23 protein-coding genes and 1 pseudogene are annotated in these 24,883 nt (G+C 73.0%); 12 read left to right on the forward strand and 12 right to left on the reverse strand.

The window, feature by feature from the left end; all coding sequences use genetic code 11:
* Positions 1-159 precede the first annotated feature (159 nt).
* From ACZ8ZB_RS14495 to mscL, 6 genes are all read left to right on the forward strand, one after another.
* Positions 160-1,713 carry a potassium/proton antiporter gene (locus ACZ8ZB_RS14495; protein WP_470738139.1) on the forward strand — a complete coding sequence of 518 codons (1,554 nt, stop codon included), beginning with the start codon at positions 160-162 and terminating at the stop codon, positions 1,711-1,713.
* A gap of 242 nt (positions 1,714-1,955) precedes the next feature.
* On the forward strand, positions 1,956-3,242 hold the full coding sequence (locus ACZ8ZB_RS14500; protein WP_470738140.1) for an MFS transporter: 1,287 nt from the start codon (positions 1,956-1,958) through the stop codon (positions 3,240-3,242).
* A gap of 67 nt (positions 3,243-3,309) precedes the next feature.
* Entirely contained in the window at positions 3,310-3,636 is a 327-nt protein-coding gene (locus tag ACZ8ZB_RS14505; RefSeq protein WP_470738141.1) for an FmdB family zinc ribbon protein, read from the forward strand.
* A gap of 78 nt (positions 3,637-3,714) precedes the next feature.
* On the forward strand, positions 3,715-4,557 hold the full coding sequence (locus tag ACZ8ZB_RS14510; protein ID WP_470738142.1) for an S-methyl-5'-thioadenosine phosphorylase: 843 nt from the start codon (positions 3,715-3,717) through the stop codon (positions 4,555-4,557).
* 318 nt (positions 4,558-4,875) lie between these two features.
* Positions 4,876-5,373 (forward strand): hypothetical protein, encoded by a 498-nt coding sequence (locus ACZ8ZB_RS14515; RefSeq protein WP_470738143.1) that lies wholly within the window; start codon positions 4,876-4,878, stop codon positions 5,371-5,373.
* Between the two features lie 135 nt (positions 5,374-5,508).
* The gene (gene mscL / locus ACZ8ZB_RS14520; RefSeq protein WP_470738144.1) at positions 5,509-5,979 is read left to right on the forward strand and encodes a large conductance mechanosensitive channel protein MscL; all 471 of its coding nucleotides are present in this window, start codon (positions 5,509-5,511) and stop codon (positions 5,977-5,979) included.
* Between the two features lie 22 nt (positions 5,980-6,001).
* On the opposite strand, the gene ACZ8ZB_RS14525 is transcribed toward mscL, so the two are convergent.
* Positions 6,002-6,178, reverse strand: a complete 177-nt coding sequence (locus ACZ8ZB_RS14525) for a hypothetical protein (RefSeq protein ID WP_470738145.1) — start codon at positions 6,176-6,178, stop codon at positions 6,002-6,004.
* Between the two features lie 42 nt (positions 6,179-6,220).
* On the opposite strand from ACZ8ZB_RS14525, the gene ACZ8ZB_RS14530 reads away from it, so the two are divergent.
* On the forward strand, positions 6,221-7,249 hold the full coding sequence (locus ACZ8ZB_RS14530) for a P1 family peptidase (protein ID WP_470738146.1): 1,029 nt from the start codon (positions 6,221-6,223) through the stop codon (positions 7,247-7,249).
* Positions 7,250-7,456: 207 nt separating this feature from the next.
* Positions 7,457-8,203 carry a DUF6227 family protein gene (locus ACZ8ZB_RS14535; RefSeq protein WP_470738147.1) on the forward strand — a complete coding sequence of 249 codons (747 nt, stop codon included), beginning with the start codon at positions 7,457-7,459 and terminating at the stop codon, positions 8,201-8,203.
* 21 nt (positions 8,204-8,224) lie between these two features.
* On the opposite strand, the gene ACZ8ZB_RS14540 is transcribed toward ACZ8ZB_RS14535, so the two are convergent.
* From ACZ8ZB_RS14540 to ACZ8ZB_RS14560, 5 genes are all read right to left on the reverse strand, one after another.
* Entirely contained in the window at positions 8,225-8,518 is a 294-nt protein-coding gene (locus tag ACZ8ZB_RS14540; protein WP_470738148.1) for a hypothetical protein, read from the reverse strand.
* A gap of 116 nt (positions 8,519-8,634) precedes the next feature.
* Positions 8,635-10,656, reverse strand: a complete 2,022-nt coding sequence (locus ACZ8ZB_RS14545; RefSeq protein WP_470738149.1) for a PTS fructose transporter subunit IIABC — start codon at positions 10,654-10,656, stop codon at positions 8,635-8,637.
* 76 nt (positions 10,657-10,732) lie between these two features.
* Positions 10,733-11,680, reverse strand: a complete 948-nt coding sequence (pfkB, locus tag ACZ8ZB_RS14550) for a 1-phosphofructokinase (protein ID WP_470738150.1) — start codon at positions 11,678-11,680, stop codon at positions 10,733-10,735.
* Positions 11,677-12,438 (reverse strand): DeoR/GlpR family DNA-binding transcription regulator, encoded by a 762-nt coding sequence (locus ACZ8ZB_RS14555; protein WP_470741482.1) that lies wholly within the window; start codon positions 12,436-12,438, stop codon positions 11,677-11,679. The genes pfkB and ACZ8ZB_RS14555 overlap by 4 nt, the downstream gene beginning before the upstream one ends.
* A gap of 201 nt (positions 12,439-12,639) precedes the next feature.
* Positions 12,640-14,151: an MFS transporter gene (locus ACZ8ZB_RS14560; RefSeq protein WP_470738151.1), complete on the reverse strand. Its 1,512-nt coding sequence runs from the start codon at positions 14,149-14,151 to the stop codon at positions 12,640-12,642.
* A 62-nt stretch (positions 14,152-14,213) separates the two neighbouring features.
* On the opposite strand from ACZ8ZB_RS14560, the gene ACZ8ZB_RS14565 reads away from it, so the two are divergent.
* On the forward strand, positions 14,214-15,206 hold the full coding sequence (locus tag ACZ8ZB_RS14565; RefSeq protein ID WP_470738152.1) for a helix-turn-helix transcriptional regulator: 993 nt from the start codon (positions 14,214-14,216) through the stop codon (positions 15,204-15,206).
* Between the two features lie 136 nt (positions 15,207-15,342).
* On the opposite strand, the gene ACZ8ZB_RS14570 is transcribed toward ACZ8ZB_RS14565, so the two are convergent.
* Together ACZ8ZB_RS14570 and ACZ8ZB_RS14575 are read right to left on the reverse strand one after the other, a co-directional pair.
* The gene (locus tag ACZ8ZB_RS14570) at positions 15,343-16,020 is read right to left on the reverse strand and encodes a TetR/AcrR family transcriptional regulator (protein ID WP_470738153.1); all 678 of its coding nucleotides are present in this window, start codon (positions 16,018-16,020) and stop codon (positions 15,343-15,345) included.
* Between the two features lie 484 nt (positions 16,021-16,504).
* Positions 16,505-17,503: a sigma-70 family RNA polymerase sigma factor gene (locus ACZ8ZB_RS14575; protein ID WP_470738154.1), complete on the reverse strand. Its 999-nt coding sequence runs from the start codon at positions 17,501-17,503 to the stop codon at positions 16,505-16,507.
* A 193-nt stretch (positions 17,504-17,696) separates the two neighbouring features.
* Between ACZ8ZB_RS14575 and ACZ8ZB_RS14580 the strand changes: the two are divergent.
* A pseudogene (locus ACZ8ZB_RS14580) lies at positions 17,697-18,092 on the forward strand (GNAT family N-acetyltransferase); the annotation flags it as partial.
* Positions 18,093-18,125: 33 nt separating this feature from the next.
* Here the strand turns inward: ACZ8ZB_RS14580 and ACZ8ZB_RS14585 are convergent.
* Entirely contained in the window at positions 18,126-18,887 is a 762-nt protein-coding gene (locus ACZ8ZB_RS14585; protein WP_470741483.1) for a dioxygenase family protein, read from the reverse strand.
* 157 nt (positions 18,888-19,044) lie between these two features.
* On the opposite strand from ACZ8ZB_RS14585, the gene ACZ8ZB_RS14590 reads away from it, so the two are divergent.
* Positions 19,045-19,566 (forward strand): MarR family winged helix-turn-helix transcriptional regulator, encoded by a 522-nt coding sequence (locus ACZ8ZB_RS14590; protein WP_470738155.1) that lies wholly within the window; start codon positions 19,045-19,047, stop codon positions 19,564-19,566.
* Between the two features lie 88 nt (positions 19,567-19,654).
* On the opposite strand, the gene ACZ8ZB_RS14595 is transcribed toward ACZ8ZB_RS14590, so the two are convergent.
* Both ACZ8ZB_RS14595 and ACZ8ZB_RS14600 read right to left on the reverse strand, forming a co-directional pair.
* Positions 19,655-21,211 (reverse strand): MFS transporter, encoded by a 1,557-nt coding sequence (locus ACZ8ZB_RS14595; protein WP_470738156.1) that lies wholly within the window; start codon positions 21,209-21,211, stop codon positions 19,655-19,657.
* 149 nt (positions 21,212-21,360) lie between these two features.
* The gene (locus ACZ8ZB_RS14600) at positions 21,361-22,002 is read right to left on the reverse strand and encodes a TetR/AcrR family transcriptional regulator (protein WP_470741484.1); all 642 of its coding nucleotides are present in this window, start codon (positions 22,000-22,002) and stop codon (positions 21,361-21,363) included.
* Between the two features lie 274 nt (positions 22,003-22,276).
* On the opposite strand from ACZ8ZB_RS14600, the gene ACZ8ZB_RS14605 reads away from it, so the two are divergent.
* A complete protein-coding gene (locus tag ACZ8ZB_RS14605; RefSeq protein ID WP_470738157.1) occupies positions 22,277-23,569 on the forward strand; it encodes a M6 family metalloprotease domain-containing protein in 1,293 nt (430 codons plus the stop codon).
* Positions 23,570-23,697: 128 nt separating this feature from the next.
* On the opposite strand, the gene ACZ8ZB_RS14610 is transcribed toward ACZ8ZB_RS14605, so the two are convergent.
* Positions 23,698-24,573, reverse strand: a complete 876-nt coding sequence (locus ACZ8ZB_RS14610; protein WP_470738158.1) for a LysR family transcriptional regulator — start codon at positions 24,571-24,573, stop codon at positions 23,698-23,700.
* Positions 24,574-24,883 lie beyond the last annotated feature (310 nt).

Consider the following 24,883-nt stretch of genomic DNA (forward strand, 5'->3'; position numbering starts at 1 on the left):
GCTGGAGCAACGATAGGCGCAGGGCCCCGCGGCACTTGACCCGGAGTGGGGAACCAGCCCGGACGGACGTTCGATCATGCACCCGCGAGCGTCAAGAACGCGTCAAGAGTTAGGTAAGGTAACGAAGTAGTTTGCCGCGGAAGCGGTGGATCGCATGCGATGTACGTGAGCTCACGCGCGGTGCGCCTGAGTCAGGGAAGGGAACGGCCGCTGACTGTCGACCACCTCAACCAGCTCCTGCTCGTCTGCTCGATCGTCCTGCTCGTCGCCGTCGCAGCGGTCCGGATCTCCTCGCGCAGCGGGCTCCCCAGCCTGCTCGTCTACCTGGGCATCGGCATCGCCCTGGGCCAGGACGGCTTCGGCAACATCCACTTCGACAACGCCGAACTGACCCAGGTCATCGGATACGCGGCCCTGGTCGTGATCCTGGCCGAGGGCGGTCTGGGCACGAAGTGGACGGAGGTGAAACCGATCCTGCCCGCCGCCACCGCGCTCGCCCTGGCCGGCGTCGCGGTGAGCGTCGGCGTCACGGCGTCGGCCGCGCACTTCCTGGTCGGACTGGAGTGGCGGCAGGCACTGATCATCGGCGCGGTGGTGTCGTCGACCGACGCGGCGGCCGTCTTCTCGGTGCTGCGGAGGATACCGCTCCCCGCGCGGGTGACGGGCGCGCTGGAGGCGGAGTCCGGCTTCAACGACGCACCCGTCGTCATCCTGGTCGTCGCCTTCTCCACGGCCGGACCCGTCGAGCACTGGTACGTCCTGGTCGGCGAGATAGTGCTGGAGCTGGCCATCGGCGCCGCCATCGGACTCGCGGTGGGCTGGCTGGGAGCCTGGGGGCTGCGGCACGTGGCGCTGCCCGCCTCCGGCCTCTACCCGATCGCCGTCATGGCCATCGCGATCGCCGCCTACGCGGCCGGCGCCATCGCCCACGGCAGCGGCTTCCTCGCCGTCTACCTCGCCTCGATGGTGCTGGGCAACGCCAAACTGCCGCACTGGCCCGCCACCCGCGGCTTCGCCGAAGGGCTCGGCTGGATCGCCCAGATCGGCATGTTCGTCCTGCTCGGCCTGCTCGTCACCCCGCACGAACTGGGCGACGACATCGTGCCCGCGCTGGTCATCGGGCTGGCGCTCACCATGGTGGCCCGCCCGCTGAGCGTCGTCGTCTGCCTGCTGCCGTTCCGGATGCCCTGGCAGGAGCAGACGCTGATGTCCTGGGCGGGACTGCGCGGCGCCGTGCCCATCATCCTGGCGACGATCCCGATGGTGCAGGGCGTCGCCGGGAGCGAGCGGATCTTCAACATCGTCTTCGTCCTGGTCGTCGTCTACACCCTCATCCAGGGACCGACCCTGCCCTGGCTGGCCCGCACACTGCGCCTGGGCGCGGACTCCGCAGCCGACCTCGGCATCGAGTCGGCCCCCCTGGAGCGGCTGCGCGGACACCTGCTGTCGGTCGCCATCCCGGCCGGGTCGAAGATGCACGGCGTGGAGGTCGCCGAACTGCGGCTGCCGGCCGGGGCCGCCGTCACCCTCGTCGTGCGCGAGGGCACGTCCTTCGTGCCGCTGCCGTCGACGGTGCTGCGCCGCGGGGACGAACTGCTGGTCGTCGCCACGGACCCGGTACGGGACGCCGCCGAACGGCGTCTGCGCGCGGTCGGCCGGGGCGGCAAGCTGGCCGGCTGGCTGATCTCCGACGGACCGCGGACGGAAGGCTGACGGCTCGCGGGGGGACGCCGGCGAGGTGCCCGGCCTCACAGCGGGCGGCAGGTGATCCCTGTAAGATGCGAGGGACCCCAGATCGAACCAACTCTGCCTGACGCAGAGCTGGCGCGACCGTATGGCGGCCGGAGCGCCCTGAGCTGTGGCGCCGGCATCTACCGCAGTCAGCGCAAGAGGACAGCTCTCGGCGTGCCCGTACACCGCGCGGGCCGCTACCAGGTGGCGGAAAGGCACGGGCCGTGGCATCCACGGTCACCACGTCGAAGGACCCGGCGGCCACCTCCCGACCGGGATACGGCCGACTGCTGCGCACGCGCGGCGCGTGGACGTTCCTGCTCCCCGGCTTCGCGGCACGCCAGCCGTTCGCGATGCTCACCCTCTCCATCGTGCTGCTGGTGCAGCACACCACCGGCTCGTACGGCGCGGCCGGCGCCGTCGCGGCCGTCACCGGCGTCTCCATGGCGCTGTTCGCGCCCTACAGCGGCCGTCTCGCCGACCGTCACGGGCAGCGCGCCGTCCTGGTGCCCGGCGTCCTGGTGCACACGGTGGCCGGACTGACCCTCACCGCGCTGGCGCTGTCCCACGCACCCCTGTGGGCGCTGTTCGCCGCCGCCGTGCCCACGGGCGCCTCGGTGCCGCAGATCGGGCCCATGGTGCGGGCCCGCTGGGGCGTGCGGCTCAAGGACTCCCCGCTGATGACCACCGCGGCGGCCTTCGAGTCCGTCACCGACGAGTTCACCTTCGTCGTCGGACCGCTGCTGGCCACGGCCCTGTGCACGGCCGTCGACCCGGCCGCGGGCCTGCTCACCGAGGCCGGGCTGACGCTGGTCGGCGGTCTGCTGTTCGCCGCGCAGAAGGGCACTCAGCCCGAGGCGGGCCGCGACGGGCACGCGCGCGCGGAGCACGTCTCCGCGCTGCGCGTCCCCGGTGTGCGCGTGCTGATCGTGACCTTCCTGGGCATCGGTTCCGTCTTCGGCGGCATGCAGGTCTCGCTGGCCGCGTTCACCGAGTCGATCGGCGAGCCCGGCCTGAACGGCGTCCTCTACGGCGTCTTCGCCGCGGGCAACATGCTCTCCGGCATCGCCTGCGGCGCGATCGCCTGGAAGACCGCCCCGCAGCGGCGCCTGGTGATCGGCTACACGGCGCTCGCGCTGACCGCGTCCGCCCTGTGGACCGCCCACTCGGCGCTGCTGCTGGCCGGCCTCGGCCTGCTGGTCGGCATGTGCATCGCGCCGGCCCTGATCACCGGCTACACGCTGGTGGAGAACCTGGTCCCGGCGGGCGCCCGCACCGAGGCCTTCACCTGGCTGACCGGCGCCGTCGCGCTCGGCCAGGCGGCGGCCGTCACGGTCGCCGGACAGCTGGAGGACCGCCTGTGGGGCGGCGCCGGCTTCCTGGTCCCGATGGCCGGTACGGTACTGGCCCTCGTGACGCTGCTGGCGCTGCGGTCGCGGCTGGCCGCGGGCCCGCGCGGGCGCACCGTCGCACGTGGCGTCGGTCACCGCGAGTCCGCCGCAGTGGACTGAACCCGCGGAATACGTCAAGATGGACCGTCGTTAGCACTCATCGAGTGAGAGTGCCAGGAGGAAGACAGTGCCGACCTACCAGTACCAGTGCACCGAGTGCGGCGAGGGCCTCGAGGCGGTGCAGAAGTTCACCGACGACGCGCTGACCGAGTGCCCCGGCTGCCAGGGCCGCCTGAAGAAGGTGTTCTCGGCCGTGGGCATCGTCTTCAAGGGCTCCGGCTTCTACCGCAACGACAGCCGCGGCTCCTCGTCGAGCAGCTCGCCGGCGTCGTCGAAGTCGTCGAGCGCCTCGTCGTCGACGTCTTCCTCCTCCTCGGACTCGGGTTCGAGCTCGTCGTCCGGCTCGGCCGGCTCCGCCGGTTCGAGCAGCACCGCCGGCACCACCGCCGCGTAAGGCCGCTTCCTCGCGGGACCCTGTCGTCGTCCGACGACGGGGTCCTCGGCGTTTCCCGGTGCGGTTAGGGTGCGGAGCATGGCGAACAAGGCGAACGCCGGGATCGGCGTGATCGGCGGCTCCGGTTTCTACTCCTTCCTCGACGACGTGACCGAGGTCCAGGTGGACACCCCGTACGGGGCGCCCAGCGACTCCCTCTTCCTCGGCGAGGTGGCCGGCCGTCGGGTCGCCTTCCTCCCCCGGCACGGACGCGGCCACCATCTGCCGCCGCACCGCATCAACTACCGGGCCAACCTGTGGGCGCTGAGGTCGGTCGGCGTACGCCAGGTCCTCGGGCCGTGCGCGGTCGGCGGCCTGCGGCCCGAGTACGGGCCGGGCACGCTGCTGGTGCCGGACCAGCTCGTGGACCGTACGAAGTCCCGGGCGGGCACCTACTTCGACGGGCTGCCGCTGCCCGACGGCACGGTGCCGCACGTGGTCCACGTGTCGCTGGCCGACCCCTACTGCCCCACCGGGCGGGCCGTGGCGCTGAAGGCGGCACGGGGCCGGGACTGGGATCCGGTGGACGGCGGCACGCTGGTCGTGGTCGAGGGGCCGCGCTTCTCCACCCGCGCCGAGTCGTCGTGGCACCGGGCGCAGGGCTGGTCGGTGGTGGGCATGACCGGCCACCCCGAGGCGGCGCTCGCCCGTGAGCTGGAGCTCTGCTACACCTCCCTGACCCTGGTCACCGACCTGGACGCCGGCGCCGAGACCGGTGAGGGCGTCTCCCACGACGAGGTGCTGAGGGTGTTCTCCGCCAACCTGGACCGGTTGCGGGGCGTGCTCTTCGACGCGGTGGCCGCGCTGCCGGCGACGGAGGAGCGGAACTGTCTGTGCACGTCGGCGCTGGGCGGGATGGACCCGGGGATCGCGCTGCCGTAATCGCTCGCGGGGTGGAACGTCCCGTTCGGGTGGAGGAGTTTCCCGTTCGGGTGGGGGAGTTCTCCACAGGGCCGTGGTGCGTCCACAGGGCCCTGCGGGGCGCGGCGCCAGGCCTCATCGTGGGAGTCGCAAACCGGTTCCTCGTCGCAGGTGGTGGTCCCCGTGTCCCGTCCTCCCTCCTCACTCCGCTCCCCCTCCCCCGTCGGCCCCCGCCCGCCCGGCGCCACTTCCCCCCGCCCGCCCGGCGCCACTTCCCCCCGCCCGCCCGGCGCCACTTCCCCCCGCCCGCCCAGCCCTGAGGTCCCTCCTCCGTGCGAGGTGCCGCACTTCGCCCCGGTGCGGGTGCGCGGCGCCCTGCCCCTCCCCGGCCGGCTGGTACGGCACCGGAGGCGGGCCCTGGCGCTCGGCCTCGCGGTCACGGCGGCGGCGCTGGTGGCGGCGGGACCGCGGGACGCGGACCGGTCCCGCGGGCACCCCCGCGGGCCCGAGGCGGCCCGTGCCGCCCCGGCGTCCTCCGGAGACCGCCCCACGCGGCACGCGGACACGACGGTCACGGCGGCGGTGCGGATCGCCGACGCGGCCACGGTACGGCTGCTGCGGCCCGGCGACCGGGTGGACGTGATCGCCGCCGGGGAGACGGCGTCCGGGGGCGAGGCCCGCGTGGTCGCGCGCGGGGTACGGGTGACCGAGGTGCCGGAAACGGCCGACGGGACGGGCGACGGCGGGGCGCTGCTCGTGCTGTCGGTGCCGCGCACCACCGCGGCCGACCTGGTCGGCGCGGGCGCCACGGCACGGCTGGCGGTGACGATGTGGTGACCGGTGTCCTTCCGGTCCTCGCCCGCGAGCGGGGCCCTTTCGCCGGACGGCCCGGCTGGACGGACCGGCACCGGCGTGACGTAGGTTGCGGAGCGCTTTCTTCCGCAACCTACGCACGAGAGATGAGGCCCCGAAGTGAGCGACCAGGAGAAGACGAGCGTCCTGCAGGGCTTCAAGGCCTTCCTGATGCGCGGCAACGTCGTCGATCTGGCCGTGGCGGTGGTCATCGGCGCCGCCTTCACCAACATCGTCAACGCGGTCGTGAAGGGCGTCATCAACCCGCTGGTGGGGGCCTTCGGCACCCAGAACCTGGACGGCTACAGCTCGTGTCTCAAGGGCCCCTGCGAGGGCGCCGGCGATGCCGCGACCGGGGTCAGGATCCTGTGGGGCTCGGTCCTCGGGGCGACGCTTCAGTTCCTGATCACCGCGGCGGTCGTCTACTTCCTGATGGTGCTGCCCATGGCGAAGTACCTGGCCCGGGTGGAGGCCCGCCGGAAGGCGAAGGAGGGCACGCGCGAGGTCGTCGAGATCACCGAACTGGAGGTGCTCAAGGAGATCCGCGACACCCTCGTCGCGCAGCGCGGCACGGGGCAGGGCCCGAAGTAGCGGCGGCCCGTCGGCGGGCGGGTCAGAGGTGGTGGGGCGGCTTCTCGTCGAGGAAGCGCCTCAGATCGGCGGCGCTGTCGCCGGACGGGCGCTCGCCCCAGCCGCGGTCCGTGTCGTCCGAGGACCGCTGGTCCAGCGGGTCGTCGAAGACCAGCGCCGGCTCGGTCTCGCTCGGGCGGGGATCGGGGGCGGTGCTCATGCGTCCAGGGTACGGCCGTCACCGACCGGGCAGTACTGGCCCATGACAGCTGACGCTCTGACGGATGTGGCCGGGGTGCGCGTGGGGCACGCGACGCGCACCGGCGACGGATGGCTCACGGGCACCACGGTCGTGCTCGCACCCGAGGGCGGGGCCGTGGCCGCGGTGGACGTGCGCGGCGGCGGACCCGGCACCAAGGAGACCGACGCGCTCGACCCGCGCAACCTGGTGCGGAAGGTCGAGGCGGTCGTGCTGACCGGGGGCAGCGCGTACGGGCTCGACGCGGCGTCCGGGGTGATGGCCTGGCTGGAGGAACGGGGGCGCGGGGTGCGCGTCGGGCCGGATCCCACGCAGGTGGTGCCGGTGGTGCCGGCGGCCTGTGTCTTCGATCTTGGCCGGGGCGGCGACTTCCGGGCCCGGCCGGACGCGGCCACCGGCCGTGCCGCGGTCGAGGCGGCGGCGGCGAGCGAGCGGGGCGCGGCGGTGCCGCAGGGGTGCGTGGGCGCCGGTACGGGCGCGGTGGTCGGGCAGCTGAAGGGCGGCGTCGGCACCGTGAGCACGGTGCTGGAGTCGGGCATCACGGTGGCCGCGCTGGTGGTGGCCAACGCGGCGGGGTCGGCGGTGGATCCGGGGACGGGGGTGCTGTACGGGGAGTTGTTCCAGGGCCGGGTGCGTCACCCGGAGCCGGAGGTGCACGGCGCCGCGCTGCGACGGCTCGCGGAGGTGGCCGAGCGGAACGCGGCTCCGCCGCTGAACACCACGCTCGTGGTGGTCGCCACCGACGCCGACCTGTCCAAGGCGCAGGCGCAGAAGCTGGCCGGCACCGCGCACGACGGCATCGCGCGGGCCGTACGGCCGGTGCATCTGCTCAGCGACGGCGACACCGTCTTCACCCTGGCCACGGGCGCCCGTCCGCTGGACGCGGCGGACCCCCTCGCTCTGAACGAGGTCCTCGCGGCGGGCGCGGACCTGGTGACCCGCGCGATCGTACGGGCGGTGCGCACCGCCACCCCGGTGGACGGTCCGGGCGGTTCGTGGCCGTCGTACGGGGAGTTGTACGGCGGGCGGTGAGCGGGCGGTGAAAGGAGGGGACGGCGACCGGCTGCCGAAGTACCGTTCGATCAGGAACAATTGACGTACGTCCGGGCGGCGTCGGGAATTCCTCGTGTGCCCCGCTCGTTTTTGGCCATACGTTTTCTCGGTTCCTGGACACGACGTCCGGCCGAGGGGCTACGTTATGCACCCACAAGGTGACATGCAGCAACGCCGGGAGAAACCTTGAGCGTTCCGTACGAGACCGCAGCGTACGAACCATCCGACTCGCCCGAGTCTCCGGAGGAGCACCTCGCGCGCCTCCTCGGCCGCGCCCTGAACTCCTTCGAGCTGCCGGACGAGACGGTCCGGTCGCTGGACTGCGCGCTGGCGCACGACGGTTCGCTGCACTCCGCGCACCACAGTGCGGGTCTGCACCGGGAGACGTACCGGCACACCTGGCTGCTCGCCGACGGTTCGGCGCTGACGCTCTGGGAGCTCGTGCACAACACGGCGCCGGGGGACGAGCCGCAGCACGAGGTGTACGTGGACGAGGAGGAGCTGAGGACGGCCACGGCCAGGCTGCCGTTGCCGCCGGACGCACCGGACTTCGAGCTGCCGGTGACGGTGCAGCTGTCGCCGCCGCCGGTGCTGCGGCACATGTACGTGCCGGACGGTTCCGCGGATCACGCGCGCCGGTTACTGCGCAGGGCGGAGAACACGGACCGGCCGGGTGCGGAGACGGCCGCACTGCTGGCCACGGCGTGCGCGCACCGGATCACGCAGGCCTTCGGCCGCCCGTCCCGCGCGGGGCGTCCGGGACTGTCCTTCTCGCTCTACGAGCACGCGTTCCTGCTGGGTGACGGCGCGGAGCTGTCCGTGTGGGAGGTCGAGCACACGGTCACGCCGGACGGGCGGCACATGTGCGAGGTGTACGCCAGCGAGGACGCGGCGCGGGACGCGATGGAGCGCCGGGCGGCGCAGGTCTCCTGACGCGGCGGCCGGGGCCGCGGTTCACTCCCCTTCGCTGAAGCGCCGCACCAGCACGGCGAACGCGTCGCGCTCCGCCGGGGTGAGCCGTACGGCTTCCCCGTGGGAGCCGGTCCGCCGCTGGCGCGGGATCACCGGGGTGCCGTGGGGGATGTGGCCGGTGTGCCGCGGGCGGACCGCCTCGTCGAGGGGTTCGGATGCGCGCGTCCGTCCGCGTCGACGCCGCAGGGCGTCGGCCAGGCCCGCCGCACAGGCCACGGCCACCAGGGTGAGGACGGTGGCTCCCGTCGTCCGCGAGAGCGTCGTGTACTCAGGCATGCGGCCCAGTACACACCACGATCCGGGGCCTTGACCCCGGATCGTGATGATCGTGATCTATATCGCAGTAGGCATGAACCGCGCACACCTACCCAAACGGACGCACCGTCGCGCCGCTACGCGGCCACCGGCTGCTTGGTCTCCGTCGGCGGCGCCGCCGTCCCCCCGCCCGCGCCCGTGGTGACCGGGGCCGGCCTGCGCAGGCCCTTGAGGACGATCACCAGGGCCGTCGTGACGCAGACGCCCGCGGCGATGGCGACCAGGTAGAGGAGCGGGTTGCCGATCAGCGGGACCACGAAGACGCCGCCGTGCGGGGCGCGCAGGGTGGCGCCGAAGGACATCGACAGGGCGCCGGTGACCGCGCCGCCCGCCATCGAGGCGGGGATCACCCGCAGCGGGTCGGCGGCGGCGAACGGGATCGCGCCCTCGGAGATGAAGGAGGCGCCCAGGACCCAGGCGGCCTTGCCGTTCTCGCGTTCGGTGCGGTCGAAGAGCTTGCCGCGGACCGTGGTGGCCAGGGCCATCGCCAGCGGCGGCACCATGCCGGCGGCCATCACCGCGGCCATGATCTTCATCGCGGAGTCGCCGGGGCTCGCGACGGCGATGCCGGCGGTGGCGAAGGTGTAGGCGACCTTGTTGACCGGACCGCCCAGATCGAACGTCATCATCAGGCCGAGGAGGGCGCCGAGCAGGACGGCGTTGGTGCCGGTCAGACCGTTCAGCCAGTCCGTCATGGCCTGCTGCGCCTCGGCGATGGGCTTGCCGATGACGACGAACATCAGGAAGCCGACGACCGCCGTGGAGATCAGCGGAATCACCACCACCGGCATGATGCCGCGCAGCGCCGCCGGGATGCGCACCCTCTGGATCGCGGTCACCACACCGCCGGCGATCAGGCCGGCCGCGAGGCCGCCGAGGAAGCCGGCGCCGATGGTGAGCGAGATCGCGCCACCGACGAAGCCGGGCACCAGGCCGGGCCGGTCGGCCATGCCGTAGGCGATGTAGCCGGCCAGCACGGGGACGAGGAAGCCGAAGGCGACGCCGCCGATCTGGAAGAGCAGCGCGCCCCAGCTGGCGGCCTGGGTCCACACGAAGTGGTCCATCACCGACGGCGCCTCGTTGATCTCGTAGCCGCCGATCGCGAAGCCCAGGGCGATGAGCAGACCGCCCGCCGCGACGAACGGCACCATGTAGCTGACGCCGGACATCAGCCACGTGCGCAGCTTGGTGCCGTAGCCCTCGCCGCTGTCACCGGCCCGCTCGACGGGCGTGCCGCCGGACGCGGCCGCCGCGGTGACCTCGCCGCGCTCGGCCTTGTCGCGGACCTCGGTGATCAGGTCGGCAGGGCGGTTGATGGCCGCCTTGACGCCGGTGTCGACGGTCGGCTTGCCCGCGAAGCGGTCCTTCTCCCGCACGGGGACGTCGTGGGCGAAGATCACGCCGTCCGCCGCCGCGATCACGGCCGGGTCGAGCCGGGTGAAGCCGGCCGAGCCCTGGGTCTCGACGGTGATCTCGACGCCGGCTTCCCGGCCGGCGTTCTGCAGCGACTCGGCGGCCATGTAGGTGTGGGCGATGCCGGTGGGGCAGGAGGTGACGGCGACGATCCGGAACGGGCGGTCCTCCTCGGGGTCGGTGGTGCCCGTGGCGGCGCCGGCGGAGGCCGCCGCCGGCGCCGCCACGGAGTCCTCACAGCCGGTCCCCTCGCCCCGGACGAGCGCCGCTGCCGTCCCCGCGTCGCCCACCGACCGCAGGGCATCGGTGAACTCGGCGTTCATCAGCTGCCGGGCCAGCGACGACAGGATCGTCAGATGGGCGTCGTCGGCGCCGGCCGGGGCCGCGATCAGGAAGATCAGGTCGGCGGGCCCGTCCGCCGCGCCGAAGTCGATCCCGGCGGCGCTGCGCCCGAAGGCCAGCGTGGGCTCGGTGACGTGCTCGCTGCGACAGTGCGGGATGCCGATGCCGCCGTCCAGGCCGGTCGGCATCTGCGCCTCGCGGGCGGCGACGTCGGCGAGGAAGCCGTCCAGGTCGGTCACCCGGCCCAGGGCCGCCATGCGCTCGGCGAGGGCGCGCGCCGCCGCCTCCTTGGTCTCGGCGGACAGGTCGAGATCGACCAGTTCCGCGGTGATCATGTCACTCATCGCGGGCTCCTTCGCACGCGTATCGCCCGTGCAGCGGGGTGGGCGGAAGGGGGGACGGGGGTGAGGAGGGGGTGGTTCATGACGCCGGCTCCCGCAGCGGGCGGTCGGCGGGCACCTCGGCCGTGACGGTCACCGCGGCCGGGTCCAGGTCGGCCGGGGTCGGCATCACGCTGCCGGGGAGCTGGACGGCTGCCGCTCCGTGGGCCACGGCGGAGGCGAGCGCCTCGGAGCCGCGTCCGCCGGCGAGGAGGAACCCGGCGAGCGAGGAGTCGCCGGCGCCCACGTTGCTGCGGACGGCGTCCACCGCGGCGGTGCCGAACCAGGCGCCGTCGTCGTCCACGAGCAGCTGCCCGTCGGCGCCGAGGCTCGCGAGGACGGCCCGGGCGCCCATCCCCCGCAGCTCCTCCGCCGCCTTCAGTGCGTCGCCCACGGTGACCAGGGGCCGCCCCACGGCCTCCGCCAGCTCCCCCGCGTTCGGCTTCACCACGTCGGGCCGCTCGCGCAGGGCCGCGAGCAGCGCGGGCCCGGAGGTGTCCAGCGCGATGCGTACGCCGGCGGCGTGCACCCGGGCGACCAGTTCGGCGTACCAGGAGGGGGCGAGTCCGCGCGGCAGGCTGCCGCAGCAGGCGATCCAGTCGGCGCCCGGGGACTGCCGGCGCACGGTGTCGAGGAGCAGTTCCTGTTCGGCCGGCGTCAGTTCCGGACCCGGTGCGTTGATCTTCGTGAGCACGCCGTCCGCCTCGGCGAGCGCGATGTTGGAGCGGGTGGCGCCGGCGACCGGGACCGGAGCGACCTCGATGCCCTGCGCGTCGAGCAGGTCGGCGACCAGCGCGCCCGGCGCGCCGCCCAGGGGCAGCACGGCGACCGTGCGCCGGCCGGCCGCGGTGACGGCGCGCGAGACGTTGACCCCCTTGCCTCCGGGGTCGACGCGTTCGCCGGTGGCCCGGACGACCTCGCCGCGGCTCAGCGAGGGGACCTCGTAGGTGCGGTCCAGCGACGGGTTGGGGGTGACGGTGAGGATCATGCGCGTACCACTTCCGTGCCGCCGCGCTCGATCGCGGCGGCGTCCCGCGGGTCGAGCCCGGTGTCGGTGATCAGCAGGTCCACGTCGCTCAGGTCGCCGAAGCGGGCGAAGTGCTCCTGGCCGTGCTTGGAGGAGTCGGCGAGCAGCACCACGCGGCGGGCGGCGGCCACGGCCGCGCGCTTCACGGCGGCCTCGGCGAGGTCGGGCGTGGTCAGCCCGTGCTCGGCGGAGAAGCCGTTGGCGGCCACGAACAGGACGTCCGCGCGGATCTCGGCGTACGCGCGCAGCGCCCAGGCGTCCACGGCGGCGCGCGTACGGTGCCGTACGCGACCTCCGACGAGGTGGAGCTGGATGCCGGGGTGGTCGGCGAGCCGGGCCGCGATGGGCAGGCTGTGGGTGACGACGGTGAGGGAGACCTCCGCCGGCAGGGATCCGGCCAGCCGCGCGACCGTCGAACCGGCGTCGACGATCAGCGTGCCGTCGGCCGGGAGTTCCGCGAGGGCGGCCTTGGCGATGCGGTCCTTCTCGTCGGCCGCGGTGGTCTCCCGCTCGGCGAGGTCCGGCTCGAAGTCGAGGCGTCCGGCCGGGATGGCCCCGCCGTGCACCCTGCGCACCAGGCCGGCGCGGTCCAGCGCCTTCAGGTCCCGGCGGATGGTCTCCGCGGTCACTTCGAACGCCTCGGCCAGCGAGACCACGTCCACCCGGCCGCTGTCGCGGGCGAGCCGGAGGATCTCCTGCTGGCGTTCCGGTGCGTACATGTCCGCCGCCTCCCGTCCCTTCATGCCCGAACGTGTGGTTTCACTCGGAGAGTACGTGGGGATGTCCGGAAAGTAAACGGAAGAAAGAGGGATCGGGCATGAACGGACTTCCGATTGTGTCCGTTCTCTGTGCCGGGAGACGCCGGAGGGGCCCGGCACCCCCTGGGTGCCGGGCCCCTCCCGTCCGTCGCCCGCGTCCGTTCAGGACACCGGCTCCGGTTCCTTCTTCACCGTCGGGTCCTCCTGCGCCCCCTCCACGTGCTGGGCGGGGCGCTCGGGCAGGGCGAACATCAGCAGGAAGATCACACCCAGCACCGCGGCCACCCAGCCCAGCGCGTGCTGGAAGCCGTCCGCGAAGGCCGGGCCCACCTCGGCCGGGGCGAGGTGCTCGTCGATCACTCCGAAGAACACCACCGACACCAGACCGAGCCCCAGCGCGTTCCCCATCTGCTGCACGGTGTTGATCAGCCCCGACGCCGACCCGGCGTGCTCACGCGGCACCTCCGACAGCACCGCGTCCGTCAGCGGGGCCACGATCAGGCCCATGCCGACGCCCATGACCGCCAGCGGGAGCGCCATCTGCCAGGAGGTGATGTCCATGCCGTAGTGCTCGGACTCCCAGATGTAGAGCAGGACGCCCGCCGCCATCACCAGCGCGCCCGCCTGGAGCACCTTGCGCCCGTAGCGCGGCACCAGCAGCTGCACCGACATCCCGGCCGCCACGGAGACCGCGACGGAGAACGGCACCCCGGTCAGCCCGGCCCGCAGCGCGCTCCAGCCCAGGCCGATCTGCATGTACAGCGTCCAGACCAGGAAGAAGACGCCGAGGCCGACCCCGAACACCGTCTGCACCGCGATGCCCGCCGCGAAGCTCTTCACCCGGAACAGCGACAGCTCGATCAGCGGGGAGCCGTCCCGCGCCCCCTTGACCCGCTCGTACGCCACCAGCGCCCCGAAGACCACCAGCGCGCCGGCCATCGACACGTACCCCCACAGCGGCCAGCCCAGCTCACGCCCGCGGGTCAGCGGGTAGAGCAGCATCAGCAGCCCCAGCGTGACCAGCGCGACGCCCACCAGGTCCAGCTTCAGGGCGCGCGGCGCCTTCGACTCGGTGATGAAGCGGCTGCCGAGGACCAGGCCCGCGACGCCGACCGGCAGGTTGATCAGGAAGATCGGCCGCCATTCCAGGCCGAACAGGTTCCACTCGGTCAGCAGCGCGCCGAGCAACGGCCCGGACACCGCGCCCAGGCCGACGATCGCGCCGAACAGCCCGAACACCTTGCCGCGCTCGTGCGCCGGGAAGGTCGCGTGCACGATCGACAGCACCTGCGGCACCATCAGCGCCGCCATGGCGCCCTGCAGGATGCGGGAGGCGACCAGCATCTCGGGGTTCACGGCGAATCCGCACAGCGCGGAGGCGACGGTGAAGCCGCCGATGCCGAGGAGGAAGATCCGCTTGCGGCCGTGGATGTCGCCGAGCCGGCCGCCGGTGACCAGCCCGGCGGCGAAGGCCAGCGCGTAGCCGGCGGTGATCCACTGGATCTGGCTGAAGGTCGCGCCCTCGTCGCGCTGGATCGACGGGATCGCGATGTTGACGATCGTGACGTCGACGAGGTCCATGAAGGCCGCGGTCATCACGATCGCCAGCGCGAACCAGCGGCGGCGGTCGCCCGCGACGGGCCGCGGTGCCTGCGGGGTGTCGGTGGAGTTCATGCCCCGGAAGTTATTCCCCCAGTAGGTCAGATCGTGTCCTAATTGCGCGGCATCCTCGTTTCATGACGACGGACACGCCGGCCCGGCTCCTGACGCTCCTCTCCCTCCTCCAGACGCCCCGCGAATGGCCCGGCGGCGAGCTGGCCGACCGGCTCGGGGTCTCCCGGCGCACGGTGCGGCGGGACATCGACCGGCTGCGCGAGCTCGGCTACCCCGTGCAGGCGACCCTCGGCGCGGACGGCGGCTACCGGCTCGTCGCCGGCAAGGCGATGCCGCCGCTGGTGCTCGACGACGAGGAGGCGGTGGCCATCGCGGTCGGGCTGCGGGCCGGCGCCGGGCACGCACTGGAGGGCGTGGACGAGGCGTCGGTGCGGGCGCTGGCCAAACTGGAGCAGGTGCTGCCCGGCAGACTGCGCCACCGCGTCAGCACGCTCCAGGCCGCGACCACCCCGCTGACCAGCGGCGACGGTGCGACGATCGCACCGGAGACGCTCACCGTCATGGCCTCCACGGTGGCCGGGCGCGAGCGGCTGCGGTTCGCCTACCGGGCCGCCGACGGCACCGGGTCGCGACGGGTGACCGAGCCGTACCGGCTGGTGTCGACCGGGCGGCGCTGGTACCTCGTGGCGTACGACCTCGACCGCGCGGACTGGCGGACGTTCCGTGTCGACCGGGTGAGCGACCCCTTCGCGACCGGGGCACGGTTCACCCCGCGCGAGCTGCCCACCGGGAGCGCGGCGGAGTTCCTGCGCCGATCCATGTACCGCGCGCAGGAGTCGTACGAGATGGTCGTCACCTTCGCCGCACCGGCCGGGGCGGTCGCGGCCCGCCTCCCGGGCTGGCTGGGCCCGCCCGAGCCGCTGGACGAGAACAGCTGCCGGCTGCGCGCCACGGTGAGCGGCGCCAAGGAGTGGACGGCGGTACGGCTGGCGACGCTGGGGTACGAGTTCACGGTGCAGGAGCCCGCGGAGCTGGTCGAGGTGGTGCGGGAGTTGGGGGCACGGATGAGCCGGGCGGCGGGCGACGCGGCGTCGGGCCTCCCGGAGGAGCCGTGACCCGGCGTCGGACCGTGCGGAAAGGACCCCTGCCCCTGCACCGGCCCTTCCGAGGAGGAGCCGCGCTCCGGCGCCGGGCCCGTCGGGGGCGGACGCGCGTCGCCGCCGAGCCCTCCGGGAGGGCCGTGCGTCGGTGTCACGTCCCCCACGCGAAGCCCCGTAGCGCCGCCAGGTTGGCGACCGCCAGCTCGGCCGGACCCCGGGGCCCCTCGGCGGGACCGTCGCCCGCCGCCCAGCTCTCCATGGCCGTGCGCACGGCCGCGCTCGCGACGGCGGCGGTGAAGCACAGCCGGGCGCGGTCGGCAACGTTGTCGGCGTCGTACGGGACGTGAGCGGCCGTCAGCCGTTCCGCCAGCGCCTCCGCCAGGCTCCGCTCCGACGCCCGGCACGCCTCCGCCCACACCCGGCGCAGGGCGGGGTTCGCCTCGGCCAGCCGGATCAGGGTGCGCACCCGGTCCCAGGAGGCCGCCGACACCCCGAGGCCAGGGGTCAGCGTATGGCGCACGGCGTCCTCCAGGACCCGCGGCAGGGGCGCTCCGGCGGGTGCGGCGCGCACCGCCGCCACCCAGCGCTGGGCGCCGGTGGCGTAGAGCGGGCCGATGGCCTCTTCCTTGCTGGCGAAGTACCGGTAGAAGGTGCGCGGGGCGATGCCGGCCGCCTGGGCGATGTCCTCGGTACGGGTGGCCCGCAGGCCCTGCCGGACGAAGAGACCGGCCGCCGCGCGGGCGATCTCCATACGGGTCTCGGCCTTGCGCCGTTCGGTCAGCGAGACCGCGGGAGGCGGAGGGGGTGACGTCGGGGCGGTGCTGCTCACGCCCGGCAGGCTATGCCCATGTGACACAATCTGCCATCTGGCGGGCCACCCCGGGGTTCAGGTCCGGGGTGACCCGCTCGATCGGCCGCTCGCCCGCACGAGAAAGCCGGGCCCGGCGCCCGGGGGGAGGGCGCCGAGCCCGGCTCGGGAAGTCCCGGCGCCGGGGGGGTTGTGCGTCGGGACGTGGCTCGGTGGGTCCAGGATCTCAGAGGCTCCGACGTTCGAACTCCTGGCCTGGAATTCTTGTTCCCAGGGTCCGACGGGTTGAAGCGACGGGGAACGGCCATGTTTTGCGCTGTCTTTCGCCACCCGGCGTACGCGGCCGGGGCCTCACGCGGTCACCGTCGCTCCCCCGGTCTCCGCGCGGCGGCGTCGGCACCGTCGTGCCGAACCCGACGGCCGCACCGCCGCGTTCACCTCCGGCGGTCCGGCCGTCACGCCGCCGCGCCGCCCGGGTCCGCACGCTCCCGCTCCGTCCGGATCCTCACGCCGCCGCGTCGAAGCCGGTGTCACGGGCCAGCTTCTTCAGCTCCAGCAGTGCGTGCTTCTCGATCTGGCGGATGCGCTCGCGGGTCAGGCCGTGCTCCTTGCCGACCTCGGTCAGGGTGCGCTCGCGGCCGTCCTCGATGCCGTAGCGCATCTTGATGATGGAGGCCGTGCGCTGGTCGAGGCGGCCGATCAGGTCGTCCAGCTCCTCGCTGCGCAGCAGCGTCAGCACCGACTGCTCCGGCGACACCGCCGAGGTGTCCTCCAGCAGGTCGCCGAACTGGGTCTCGCCCTCGTCGTCCACCGACATGTTCAGCGAGACCGGGTCACGGGCCCAGTCGAGCACGTCGATCACGCGCTCCGGGGTGGAGCCGAGCTCGGCGGCGATCTCCGCGGGCTCCGGTTCACGGCCGTGCTCGCGGTTGAACTCCCGCTGCACGCGCCGTATCCGGCCCAGCTCCTCCACCAGGTGGACGGGCAGGCGGATGGTGCGCGACTGGTCGGCTATCGACCGGGTGATGGCCTGCCGGATCCACCAGGTCGCGTACGTCGAGAACTTGAAGCCCTTGCGGTAGTCGAACTTCTCGACCGCGCGGACCAGGCCGGCGTTGCCCTCCTGGATCAGGTCGAGCAGCGGCAGACCGCTGCGCGGGTAACGGCGGGCCACGGCGACGACCAGGCGGAGGTTGGAACGGATGAAGACGTCCTTCGCCCGCTCGCTCGCGTCGACCAGGGCCCGGAGCTCCTCGGGGGTGGCTCCGGCCTTGTTCTCCTCGAGGCCGTCGAGGATCTGCTGTGCGAACACACCCGCTTCGATGATCTGGGACAGCTCGACCTCCTTGGCGGCGTCGAGCAGCGGCGTGCGCGCGATCTCGTCCAGGTACATACCGACCAGGTCGCGGTCGGCGATCTCGCCGCCATGGGCGCGGACATTGCGTGCCGAGTCGGCCGTCTCGCCGGTGGCGGACTGACGACGGGCGACGGCGCGGGTTGCCATGCGTGCTCCCTTGCGATGATGAGGTCAGCGGGTGGTCCTGCGGACGCTTGACACGTCTCTCAGGTCCCTCCGGACTCTGGTCGAGTGCCCTGCATCCAATGGAAACAACGACTGGAATCCGGACAGAATTCCCAACCCGCCCCCCGATTTTTCTGATCATGCAGTACCCTGTCCGGCCACGCGAGGAGGCGCGATGCCGTCGGAGCACGAAGAGGTCCAGGTCAGACCGGGCGCCGAGGGTGACCTGACGGCCCTCACCGACCTGTACGACCACTCCGCAGGTGAGGCGGCGATCACATTCGACACGGCGCCCTTCACTCCGGAGGAGCACCGCCCCCGGCTGCCCTCCCATCCCTGTAGACGGCCCGTACCGCCTGATGGTTGCCACCGGCGCCGGCCGGCGCGGCATCGGCACGCTCCTCCACAGGGCCCTCTTCGAGCCCTGGCGGGCGAGGACCTCCACCGCGCCCGCGCCGGCTTCGCCCGGCCGAACGACGCCTCGGCGCGGCCGCACGGGCGTTTCGGCTTCCGGCACGTCGGCACGTGCCGGGAGGTGGGCCGCACGTTCGGCCGCCGGCGGGACGTGTCCCGTACGAGAAGGAGCCGCGCCCCCTCGCCGGCCTCAGCCGAACTGCACCGACCGCTTGGCCAGCCCCAGCCAGAACCCGTCGATCACGGACTTCTGCGTACCGAGCTCCCCCGCGGCGTCCGCGGCGCCCATGGTCACGAAGAGCGGGGCGAAGTGCTCGGTGCGCGGGTGGGCGAGCAGGCCCGCCGGGGACTTGCGGGTGAAGTCCAGCAGCGCGTCCACGTCCCGCGCCTCCAGGGCCTCCCGGCCCCAGGCGTCGAACTCCGTCGACCAGGCGGGGATGCCGCCCTGCCGCAGCGCGGCCAGGTTGTGGGTGAAGAACCCGGAGCCGATGATCAGCACGCCCTCGTCGCGCAGCGGCGCGAGCCGGCGCCCGATCTCCATCAGCTTCACCGGGTCCAGCGTCGGCATGGAGACCTGGAGCACCGGGACGTCGGCCCCGGGGTACATCTCGACCAGCGGGACGTAGGCGCCGTGGTCCAGACCCCGGTCGGGGACGTCCTGGACGGGCGTGCCGGGGGCGCGCAGCAGCTTGCGCACCGAGTCGGCGAGCGCGGGGGCGCCGGGGGCGCCGTAGGTGACCCGGTAGTAGTGCTCGGGGAACCCCCAGAAGTCGTGGACCAGGGGGACGGTCTCGGTGGCGCCGAGGGCGAGCGGGGCCTCCTCCCAGTGGGCGGAGACGACCAGGATCGCCTTCGGGCGGGGCAGGTCGGCCGACCAGGCGGCCAGTTCGCCGGGCCAGACCGGGTCGTCGGCCAGGGGCGGGGCGCCGTGGCTGAGGTAGAGCGCGGGCATGCGTTCCTGAGTGGCGGCGGTCATGACGGCGACTCCCTTCGGCGGACTTCCGAGGACTTCCGAGGACTTCCGAAATTGCTTGAACTCTCAACTTCAACTACCGACCGTACGCCAGTTTTGTTTAATGTTCAAGGAGAGTGGCCGTACAGTGGAGTACATGAACACGGCACCCGCAGCATCATCGGCACCCGCCGACGGACCCCGCTGGCTCACCGACGAGGAACAGTGCGTCTGGCGCTCGTACATCGAGGCCACCACCCTCCTGGAGGACCACCTCGACCGCCAGCTCCAGCGCGACGCGGGAATGCCGCACGTCTACTACGGCCTGCTGGTCAAGCTCGCCGAGGCCCCGCGCCGCCGGCTGCGGATGACGGAACTGGCGATGTCCGCGAAGATCACCCGCTCCCGCCTCTCGCACGCCGTCGCGCGCCTGGAGAAGAACGGCTGGGTACGCCGTGAGGACTGCCCCTCCGACAAGCGCGGCCAGTTCGCCGTGCTGACGGACGAGGGCCAGGAGGTGCTGGACCGGCACGCGCCCGGCCATGTGAACGCCGTGCGCCAGGCGGTCTTCGACCGGCTCACCCCCCAGCAGCAGAAGTCCCTCGGCGAGATCATGCGGATCGTCGCCGAGGGACTTCAGCCGAGCGGAGCGGGTGCGGACCTGCCCTGGCTCCGCTGACGGGGCGGGAGCCGGGGCAGGTCCGGGGAGCCGTACGGAGGAGGCGTCCCCTCCTCTTCCGTACGGGTGGTGAGGGACGCGCGGACCGTCAGTGCATGACCACCGGCACGGCCATCTCGTCCCCGACGGTCTCGTCGGCGTCGGCGGACCCGGCGACCGCGGTGCCGCCCGGCCGGCCGGCGTTGACCAGGGCCAGGGCGATGACCGCGGCCGCCACCAGGATCCCGACCGCGAACCAGATCGCGCTGGTGTAGCCCTGCACCTGCCCCTGGAGCTGGACCAGTTGCTGCTGGGAGCGGCTCGTGGCGCCGCCGATGTGGTCGGCGACGTAGGACGTGGTGGCCGAGGCCGCGATCGTGTTCAGCAGGGCCGTGCCGATGGCGCCGCCCACCTGCTGCGAGGTGTTGACCATCGCGGAGGCGACACCGGAGTCACGCGGCTCGACGCCCAGCGTGGCCAGCGACATGGCCGGCATGAACGCCGTGCCCATGCCGAGGCCGAGCAGCAGCATGCCGGGCAGCAGGACGCCCGCGTACGAGGTGTCGATCTCCAGCTGGGTCAGGAAGAGCATGCCGAGCGCGGCGACCAGGAAGCCGGGGCCCATCAGCAGCCGGGGCGCGACCCGGGTCATCAGCCGGGTGCCGATCTGGGTGGAGCCCGTGATCATGCCCGCGATCATCGGCAGGAAGGCGAAGCCGGTCTTGACCGGCGAGTAGCCCTTCACGACCTGCAGGTAGTAGGTGAGGAAGAGGAACAGGCCGAACATCGCGATGATCGCCAGGCCCAGCGAGAGGTAGATCCCGCCGCGGTTGCGCTCGGTGACCACGCGCAGCGGCAGCAGCGGCGCCTTGACCTTTGCCTCGACGGCCACGAAGGCGGCGAGCAGCACGGCGGAGGCGACGAACATGCCGATCGTCAGCGAGTCGCTCCAGCCCTCGGACTCCGCGCGGGTGAAGCCGTAGACCAGCGCGACCAGGCCCACGGTGGACAGCACCACGCCGGGGACGTCGAGCGGCGAGCGGTTGCGGCCGCCGGCGGGCTCACGGATGACGAAGTACGCGCCGGCCGCGGCGACCACGGCGAACGGGATGTTCACGTAGAACGTCCAGCGCCAGTCCAGGTACTCGGTGAGGAAACCGCCGAGGATCAGACCCACGGCGCCGCCGCCGCCGGCGATCGCGCCGTAGATGCCGAACGCCTTGGCGCGCTCCTTGCCGTCGGTGAACATCACCGCGAGCAGGGACAGCGCGGCGGGCGCGAGCAGCGCGCCGAAGACGCCCTGGAGGGCGCGGGCGCCGAACATCATGGCCTCGTTGGTGGCCGCGCCGCCGAGCGCGGAGGCCGCGGCGAACCCGCCCAGACCGAGCACGAAGGCCCGCTTGCGCCCCCACAGGTCGGCTATCCGGCCGCCGAACAGCAGCAGTCCGCCGAAGGCGAGGGCGTAGGCGGTGACCACCCACTGGCGGTTGCCGTCCGAGATGCCCAGGTCCTGCTGGGCGGAGGGCAGGGCGATGTTCACGATCGTGGCGTCCAGGACGACCATCAGCTGGGCGAGCGCGATGAAGACGAGCGCTTTCCAGCGGTTGGCGTCCGGACCGCCCGGAACTCTCGGGGCCTTTCCGGCCGTCGAGGCTGTATCAGACATGGGGGTACCCACTTCGGTACTCGTGACGGAAATAAATAACGTGTGATGAAAAATCGGGTGTGCTCGAGGCGCGACTCGTCCCCGTGGACGGCCGTCGGAAGTGATGCCCGTGGTCAGGCGGGCGGCGTATGCGGTGTCAGGGGAGTCGCTCAGCGGCGCAGGTCCTCCACGGTCACGGCCGCACCCGGCAGGGCGGCCGGGGCCGGGGCCCGCATCCCGTCCAGGAACAGCTGCAGATGGCGGTGGACGAAACGGTCGGCGTTCACGCAGCCGGTACCGGCCGGGGGCCGGCTCAGCTGGGCGACGCCCACCATCAGATCGCCGTACTCCACGTCGGTACGGAGCTGACCGGCCGCCTTGGCGCGGTCCATCAGCTGCGCGACGAGGCTCTCGGCGCGCCGGCGTGCGTCCTCCAGGTCGGGGTGGTGCTGGTCGAAGGTGCTGGAGACCATCGGGCACAGCGCGCTGATCCGCTCGTCGGCGGCCGTGTGCGCGAAGCGCTCCAGTGCCTCGAAGGCGTCCCCGGTCTCGCTGAGCGCCTGCTCGGCCGCCCGCACCGTACGGTCCATCACGGAGCAGACGACCTCGCGCACCAGCGCGTCACGGTCGGGGAAGTTGCGGTACACCGTGGCGTTGCCGACACCGGCCCGGCGGGCGACCTCGTCGAGCGGCACGTCGGGCCCGAACTCGACGAACATCTCCCGGGCGGCGGTGACGATCCGCTCCCGGTTGCGCAGGGCGTCGGCGCGGGGCCGGGGTGCCTTGCGCGTGACGGGGGTGGCGGTCTGCACGGTGCGCTCCTGGTCATGGTGGCGTGATCTTCGTGTCATGTGCGCGATCCGGGGAGGGAGTCCCCGTTTCGTGCGGACACCGTTCCAAACGGGGAAACGATCCCCGGTTATTTCCCGCTCCCGAATTCTTTCCCTGTGACCTGAGTCACGTCGACTGGGCGGTACGGCCCCACGATCGGACCTCCCGGCGGGCGTCCGCCCATCCGGTGACGCAGGGTGAGCAGAAGGGTGCAGTCGGAGACCGGCGGCTGCCGTGTGGAGCGGAGGTCCCCGCATGCAGCCGCAGCCGAGCCGACGCCGGATACCTCCGCGCCGGCTGGCCGCCCTGGCATCGGTGACCGTCCTGACCCTCGCGGTCAGCACCTCGGCCGGCAACGGCCGGCTCTCCTCCGACGCCTCCACCGCCGGCGCCGGGCCCGCCGCCCTGTCCCGCACCTCCGCCCACGGCCCCTGCATGATCACCGCGGACCGGGAGATCCAGATGTCCGAGGGCATCCCCACGGCCCCCGGCTACACCCGCTCCACCGGCACGGTCCGCGCCCTCACCCTGATGATCGACTTCTCCGACGCGCCCGGCGAGGGCGACGCCCTCGACCGCTACCGCGAGTTCTTCCCCCAGACCCGCGAGTGGTTCACCACCAGCTCCTACGGCCGCCTCGACTACCGCCCCGAACTCCCCGTCCCCGACTGGCTCCGGATGCCCAAGTCGTTCCGCGCGTACGGCATAGAGCGCGGCGCCCCCTTCGACCCCGGCTACCGCGACCTGGTCCGCGACATCGTGGCCGAGGCCGATCCCGAGGTGGACTTCCAGTCGTACGACCTGCTGAACGTGCTGGTGACCCCCAACGCGGGGCCCGCCGCCCTCGACACGGTCCTGTCCGTCACCTTCGCCGGCAACAAGGAGGCCCCGAGCGCCGACGGCGTCCCCGTCTCCAACGCGTCCTTCGTCTACTCCCGCCAGGACGACGGCTCCGGCTCCTACGACCGCACCGGCTACCGCGTGCTGCCGCACGAGAACGGCCACGTCTTCGGCCTGCCCGACCTGTACACCGCCGAGGGCGGCGGCGCGGTCGGCCACTGGGACATCATGAGCGAGGACTGGGGCGCCAACAACGACTTCCTCGCCTGGCACAAGTGGAAGCTGGGCTGGCTGGACGCGTCCCAGGTCGGCTGCGCGGCGAGCCCGGGCACACGGGAGTACGTCCTCACCCCCCTGGCGCGGGCGGGCGGCCCGAAACTCGTCTTCCTCCCCCTGAACGGCCACTCCGGCTACGCCGTCGAACTGCGCACCCGCGCCGGCAACGACGAGGCGGTCTGCCGCCCCGGCGTCCTCGTCTACCGCGTCGACGCCAACGTGGACACCGGCATGGGCCCGATCACCGTCTACGACGCCCGCCGTGACAGCGGAGGCTGCACCCGCTCCCCCAACGTCCACGCGGAACTCTCGGACGCCACCTTCACCCCGGGCGAGAGCTTCGTGGACCGCCGGGCGGGCATCCGGGTGGCGGTGACGGCGGCGGGGGCGGAGGGATACCGGATACGGGTGACCCGCGCCTCCCGGAGCTGATCCCCGGCGCCGGCTCTCCGGCCGGCCCCGGCCCCCTCCGCGCCGGCGCGCGCTGCCCGGCCCCGGCCCGGCGGCCCGGACCCGAGCCGTGACCGCACCGGCCGGGAACGGGCCGGGGACGCCCGCGCTCACTCCTCCTCGATGCCCAGCAGCTCCAGGAAGGCGGCGGCCGCCGGGGTACGGCCCTCCCGGCTCCAGATCACGTACTCGGCGCGGGCCGGCGCGTCCGTGACCTCGATCGTGACCACACCGGCGAGGCCCTCGACGTACGCGGGCGGGAGCAGGGCCATGCCCAGGCCCGCGCCGACCAGGCGGGTCAGGTAGTCCGCGTTGGTCACCTCGAAGGCGACCTCGCGGGTGAGACCGGCGGCGGCGAAAGCCAGATCGGACTGGGCCCGGCCGGCGGTCTTCGCCGGGAGGTCCACGAACACCTCCGAGGACAGCCGGCGGAGGTCGACCGACGCCTCGCCGGCGAGCGGGTGGTCCGGGGAGACCACGGCGACCAGCCGCTCCCGGGTCAGCTCCCGGGCCATGACGCCCCGGGGCCGGGCCGTGACCGGGACACCGAGGAAGGCCACCTCGATCCCGCCCTGCCTGACCCGCTCGACGAGTCCGTCGCTCCCTCCCACACTGAGGCTGATCCGGACCTTCGGATGACGCCGGTGGAACTCGCCGAGCACGGCGGGGACGTCCACGGCTGTGACGCTGGGGATCAGTCCCAGCGCGAGGCGCCCGCGCACCTCCCCGACGACCGCCGCGACTTCGGCGGCGGCCCGCTCCGCCGCGTCCAGGCACTGCCGGGCGGCGGGCAGGAAGGCCGCGCCCGCCGCGGTCAGCCGGACCCGGCGGCTGGTGCGTTCGAAGAGCCTCGCTCCCAGCTCCTTCTCCAGGCGCGCGATCTGGTGGCTGAGTGCGGACTGCACCACCAGGCAGCGCCGGGCCGCCCTCGTGAAGCTGTTCGTCTCGGCCACGGCGATCACGTAACGCATCTGCTGGAGCTCCACGGATCCATCGTGTTACGCGATGGATGACGTGACAAGCATGTGTTGGACTCATCGACGACCCCGGCCGAGACTGATGAGGACCGCACACGGCAGGAACGTCCTCGGGCCGACTCCGCCGGGCGGGCCCTCCGATCGGGCTCCTCCGGCGTGCCCGCGAGCCGCACCGCCCCTGTCCTCTCCCCGCCTCCCGCACCTGGGCGCACTCCGCCGAGGCATGCCCGCGCGCCCACGTGCCCGCGACACCGAAAGGACGAGCGACCGCCATGAGCACCGCACCGGCGCGTTCCACATGAAGAGCGGACAGAACACG

It is taken from the genome of Streptomyces sp. 12E (assembly GCF_055633275.1).

Excerpts from the sequence above, each read along its gene's own strand:
- ACZ8ZB_RS14555 (WP_470741482.1), bottom strand. The coding sequence starts at position 12,438 with ATGTACGCACCGGAACGCCAGCAGGAGATCCTCCGGCTCGCCCGCGAC.
- ACZ8ZB_RS14560 (WP_470738151.1), bottom strand. The coding sequence starts at position 14,151 with ATGAACTCCACCGACACCCCGCAGGCACCGCGGCCCGTCGCGGGCGAC.
- ACZ8ZB_RS14545 (WP_470738149.1), bottom strand. The coding sequence starts at position 10,656 with ATGAGTGACATGATCACCGCGGAACTGGTCGATCTCGACCTGTCCGCC.
- ACZ8ZB_RS14525 (WP_470738145.1), bottom strand. The coding sequence starts at position 6,178 with ATGAGCACCGCCCCCGATCCCCGCCCGAGCGAGACCGAGCCGGCGCTG.
- ACZ8ZB_RS14585 (WP_470741483.1), bottom strand. The coding sequence starts at position 18,887 with ATGCCCGCGCTCTACCTCAGCCACGGCGCCCCGCCCCTGGCCGACGAC.
- ACZ8ZB_RS14510 (WP_470738142.1), top strand. The coding sequence starts at position 3,715 with ATGGCGAACAAGGCGAACGCCGGGATCGGCGTGATCGGCGGCTCCGGT.
- ACZ8ZB_RS14565 (WP_470738152.1), top strand. The coding sequence starts at position 14,214 with ATGACGACGGACACGCCGGCCCGGCTCCTGACGCTCCTCTCCCTCCTC.
- ACZ8ZB_RS14495 (WP_470738139.1), top strand. The coding sequence starts at position 160 with ATGTACGTGAGCTCACGCGCGGTGCGCCTGAGTCAGGGAAGGGAACGG.
- ACZ8ZB_RS14605 (WP_470738157.1), top strand. The coding sequence starts at position 22,277 with ATGCAGCCGCAGCCGAGCCGACGCCGGATACCTCCGCGCCGGCTGGCC.
- pfkB (WP_470738150.1), bottom strand. The coding sequence starts at position 11,680 with ATGATCCTCACCGTCACCCCCAACCCGTCGCTGGACCGCACCTACGAG.
- ACZ8ZB_RS14540 (WP_470738148.1), bottom strand. The coding sequence starts at position 8,518 with ATGCCTGAGTACACGACGCTCTCGCGGACGACGGGAGCCACCGTCCTC.
- ACZ8ZB_RS14590 (WP_470738155.1), top strand. The coding sequence starts at position 19,045 with ATGAACACGGCACCCGCAGCATCATCGGCACCCGCCGACGGACCCCGC.
- ACZ8ZB_RS14575 (WP_470738154.1), bottom strand. The coding sequence starts at position 17,503 with ATGGCAACCCGCGCCGTCGCCCGTCGTCAGTCCGCCACCGGCGAGACG.
- ACZ8ZB_RS14530 (WP_470738146.1), top strand. The coding sequence starts at position 6,221 with ATGACAGCTGACGCTCTGACGGATGTGGCCGGGGTGCGCGTGGGGCAC.
- ACZ8ZB_RS14595 (WP_470738156.1), bottom strand. The coding sequence starts at position 21,211 with ATGTCTGATACAGCCTCGACGGCCGGAAAGGCCCCGAGAGTTCCGGGC.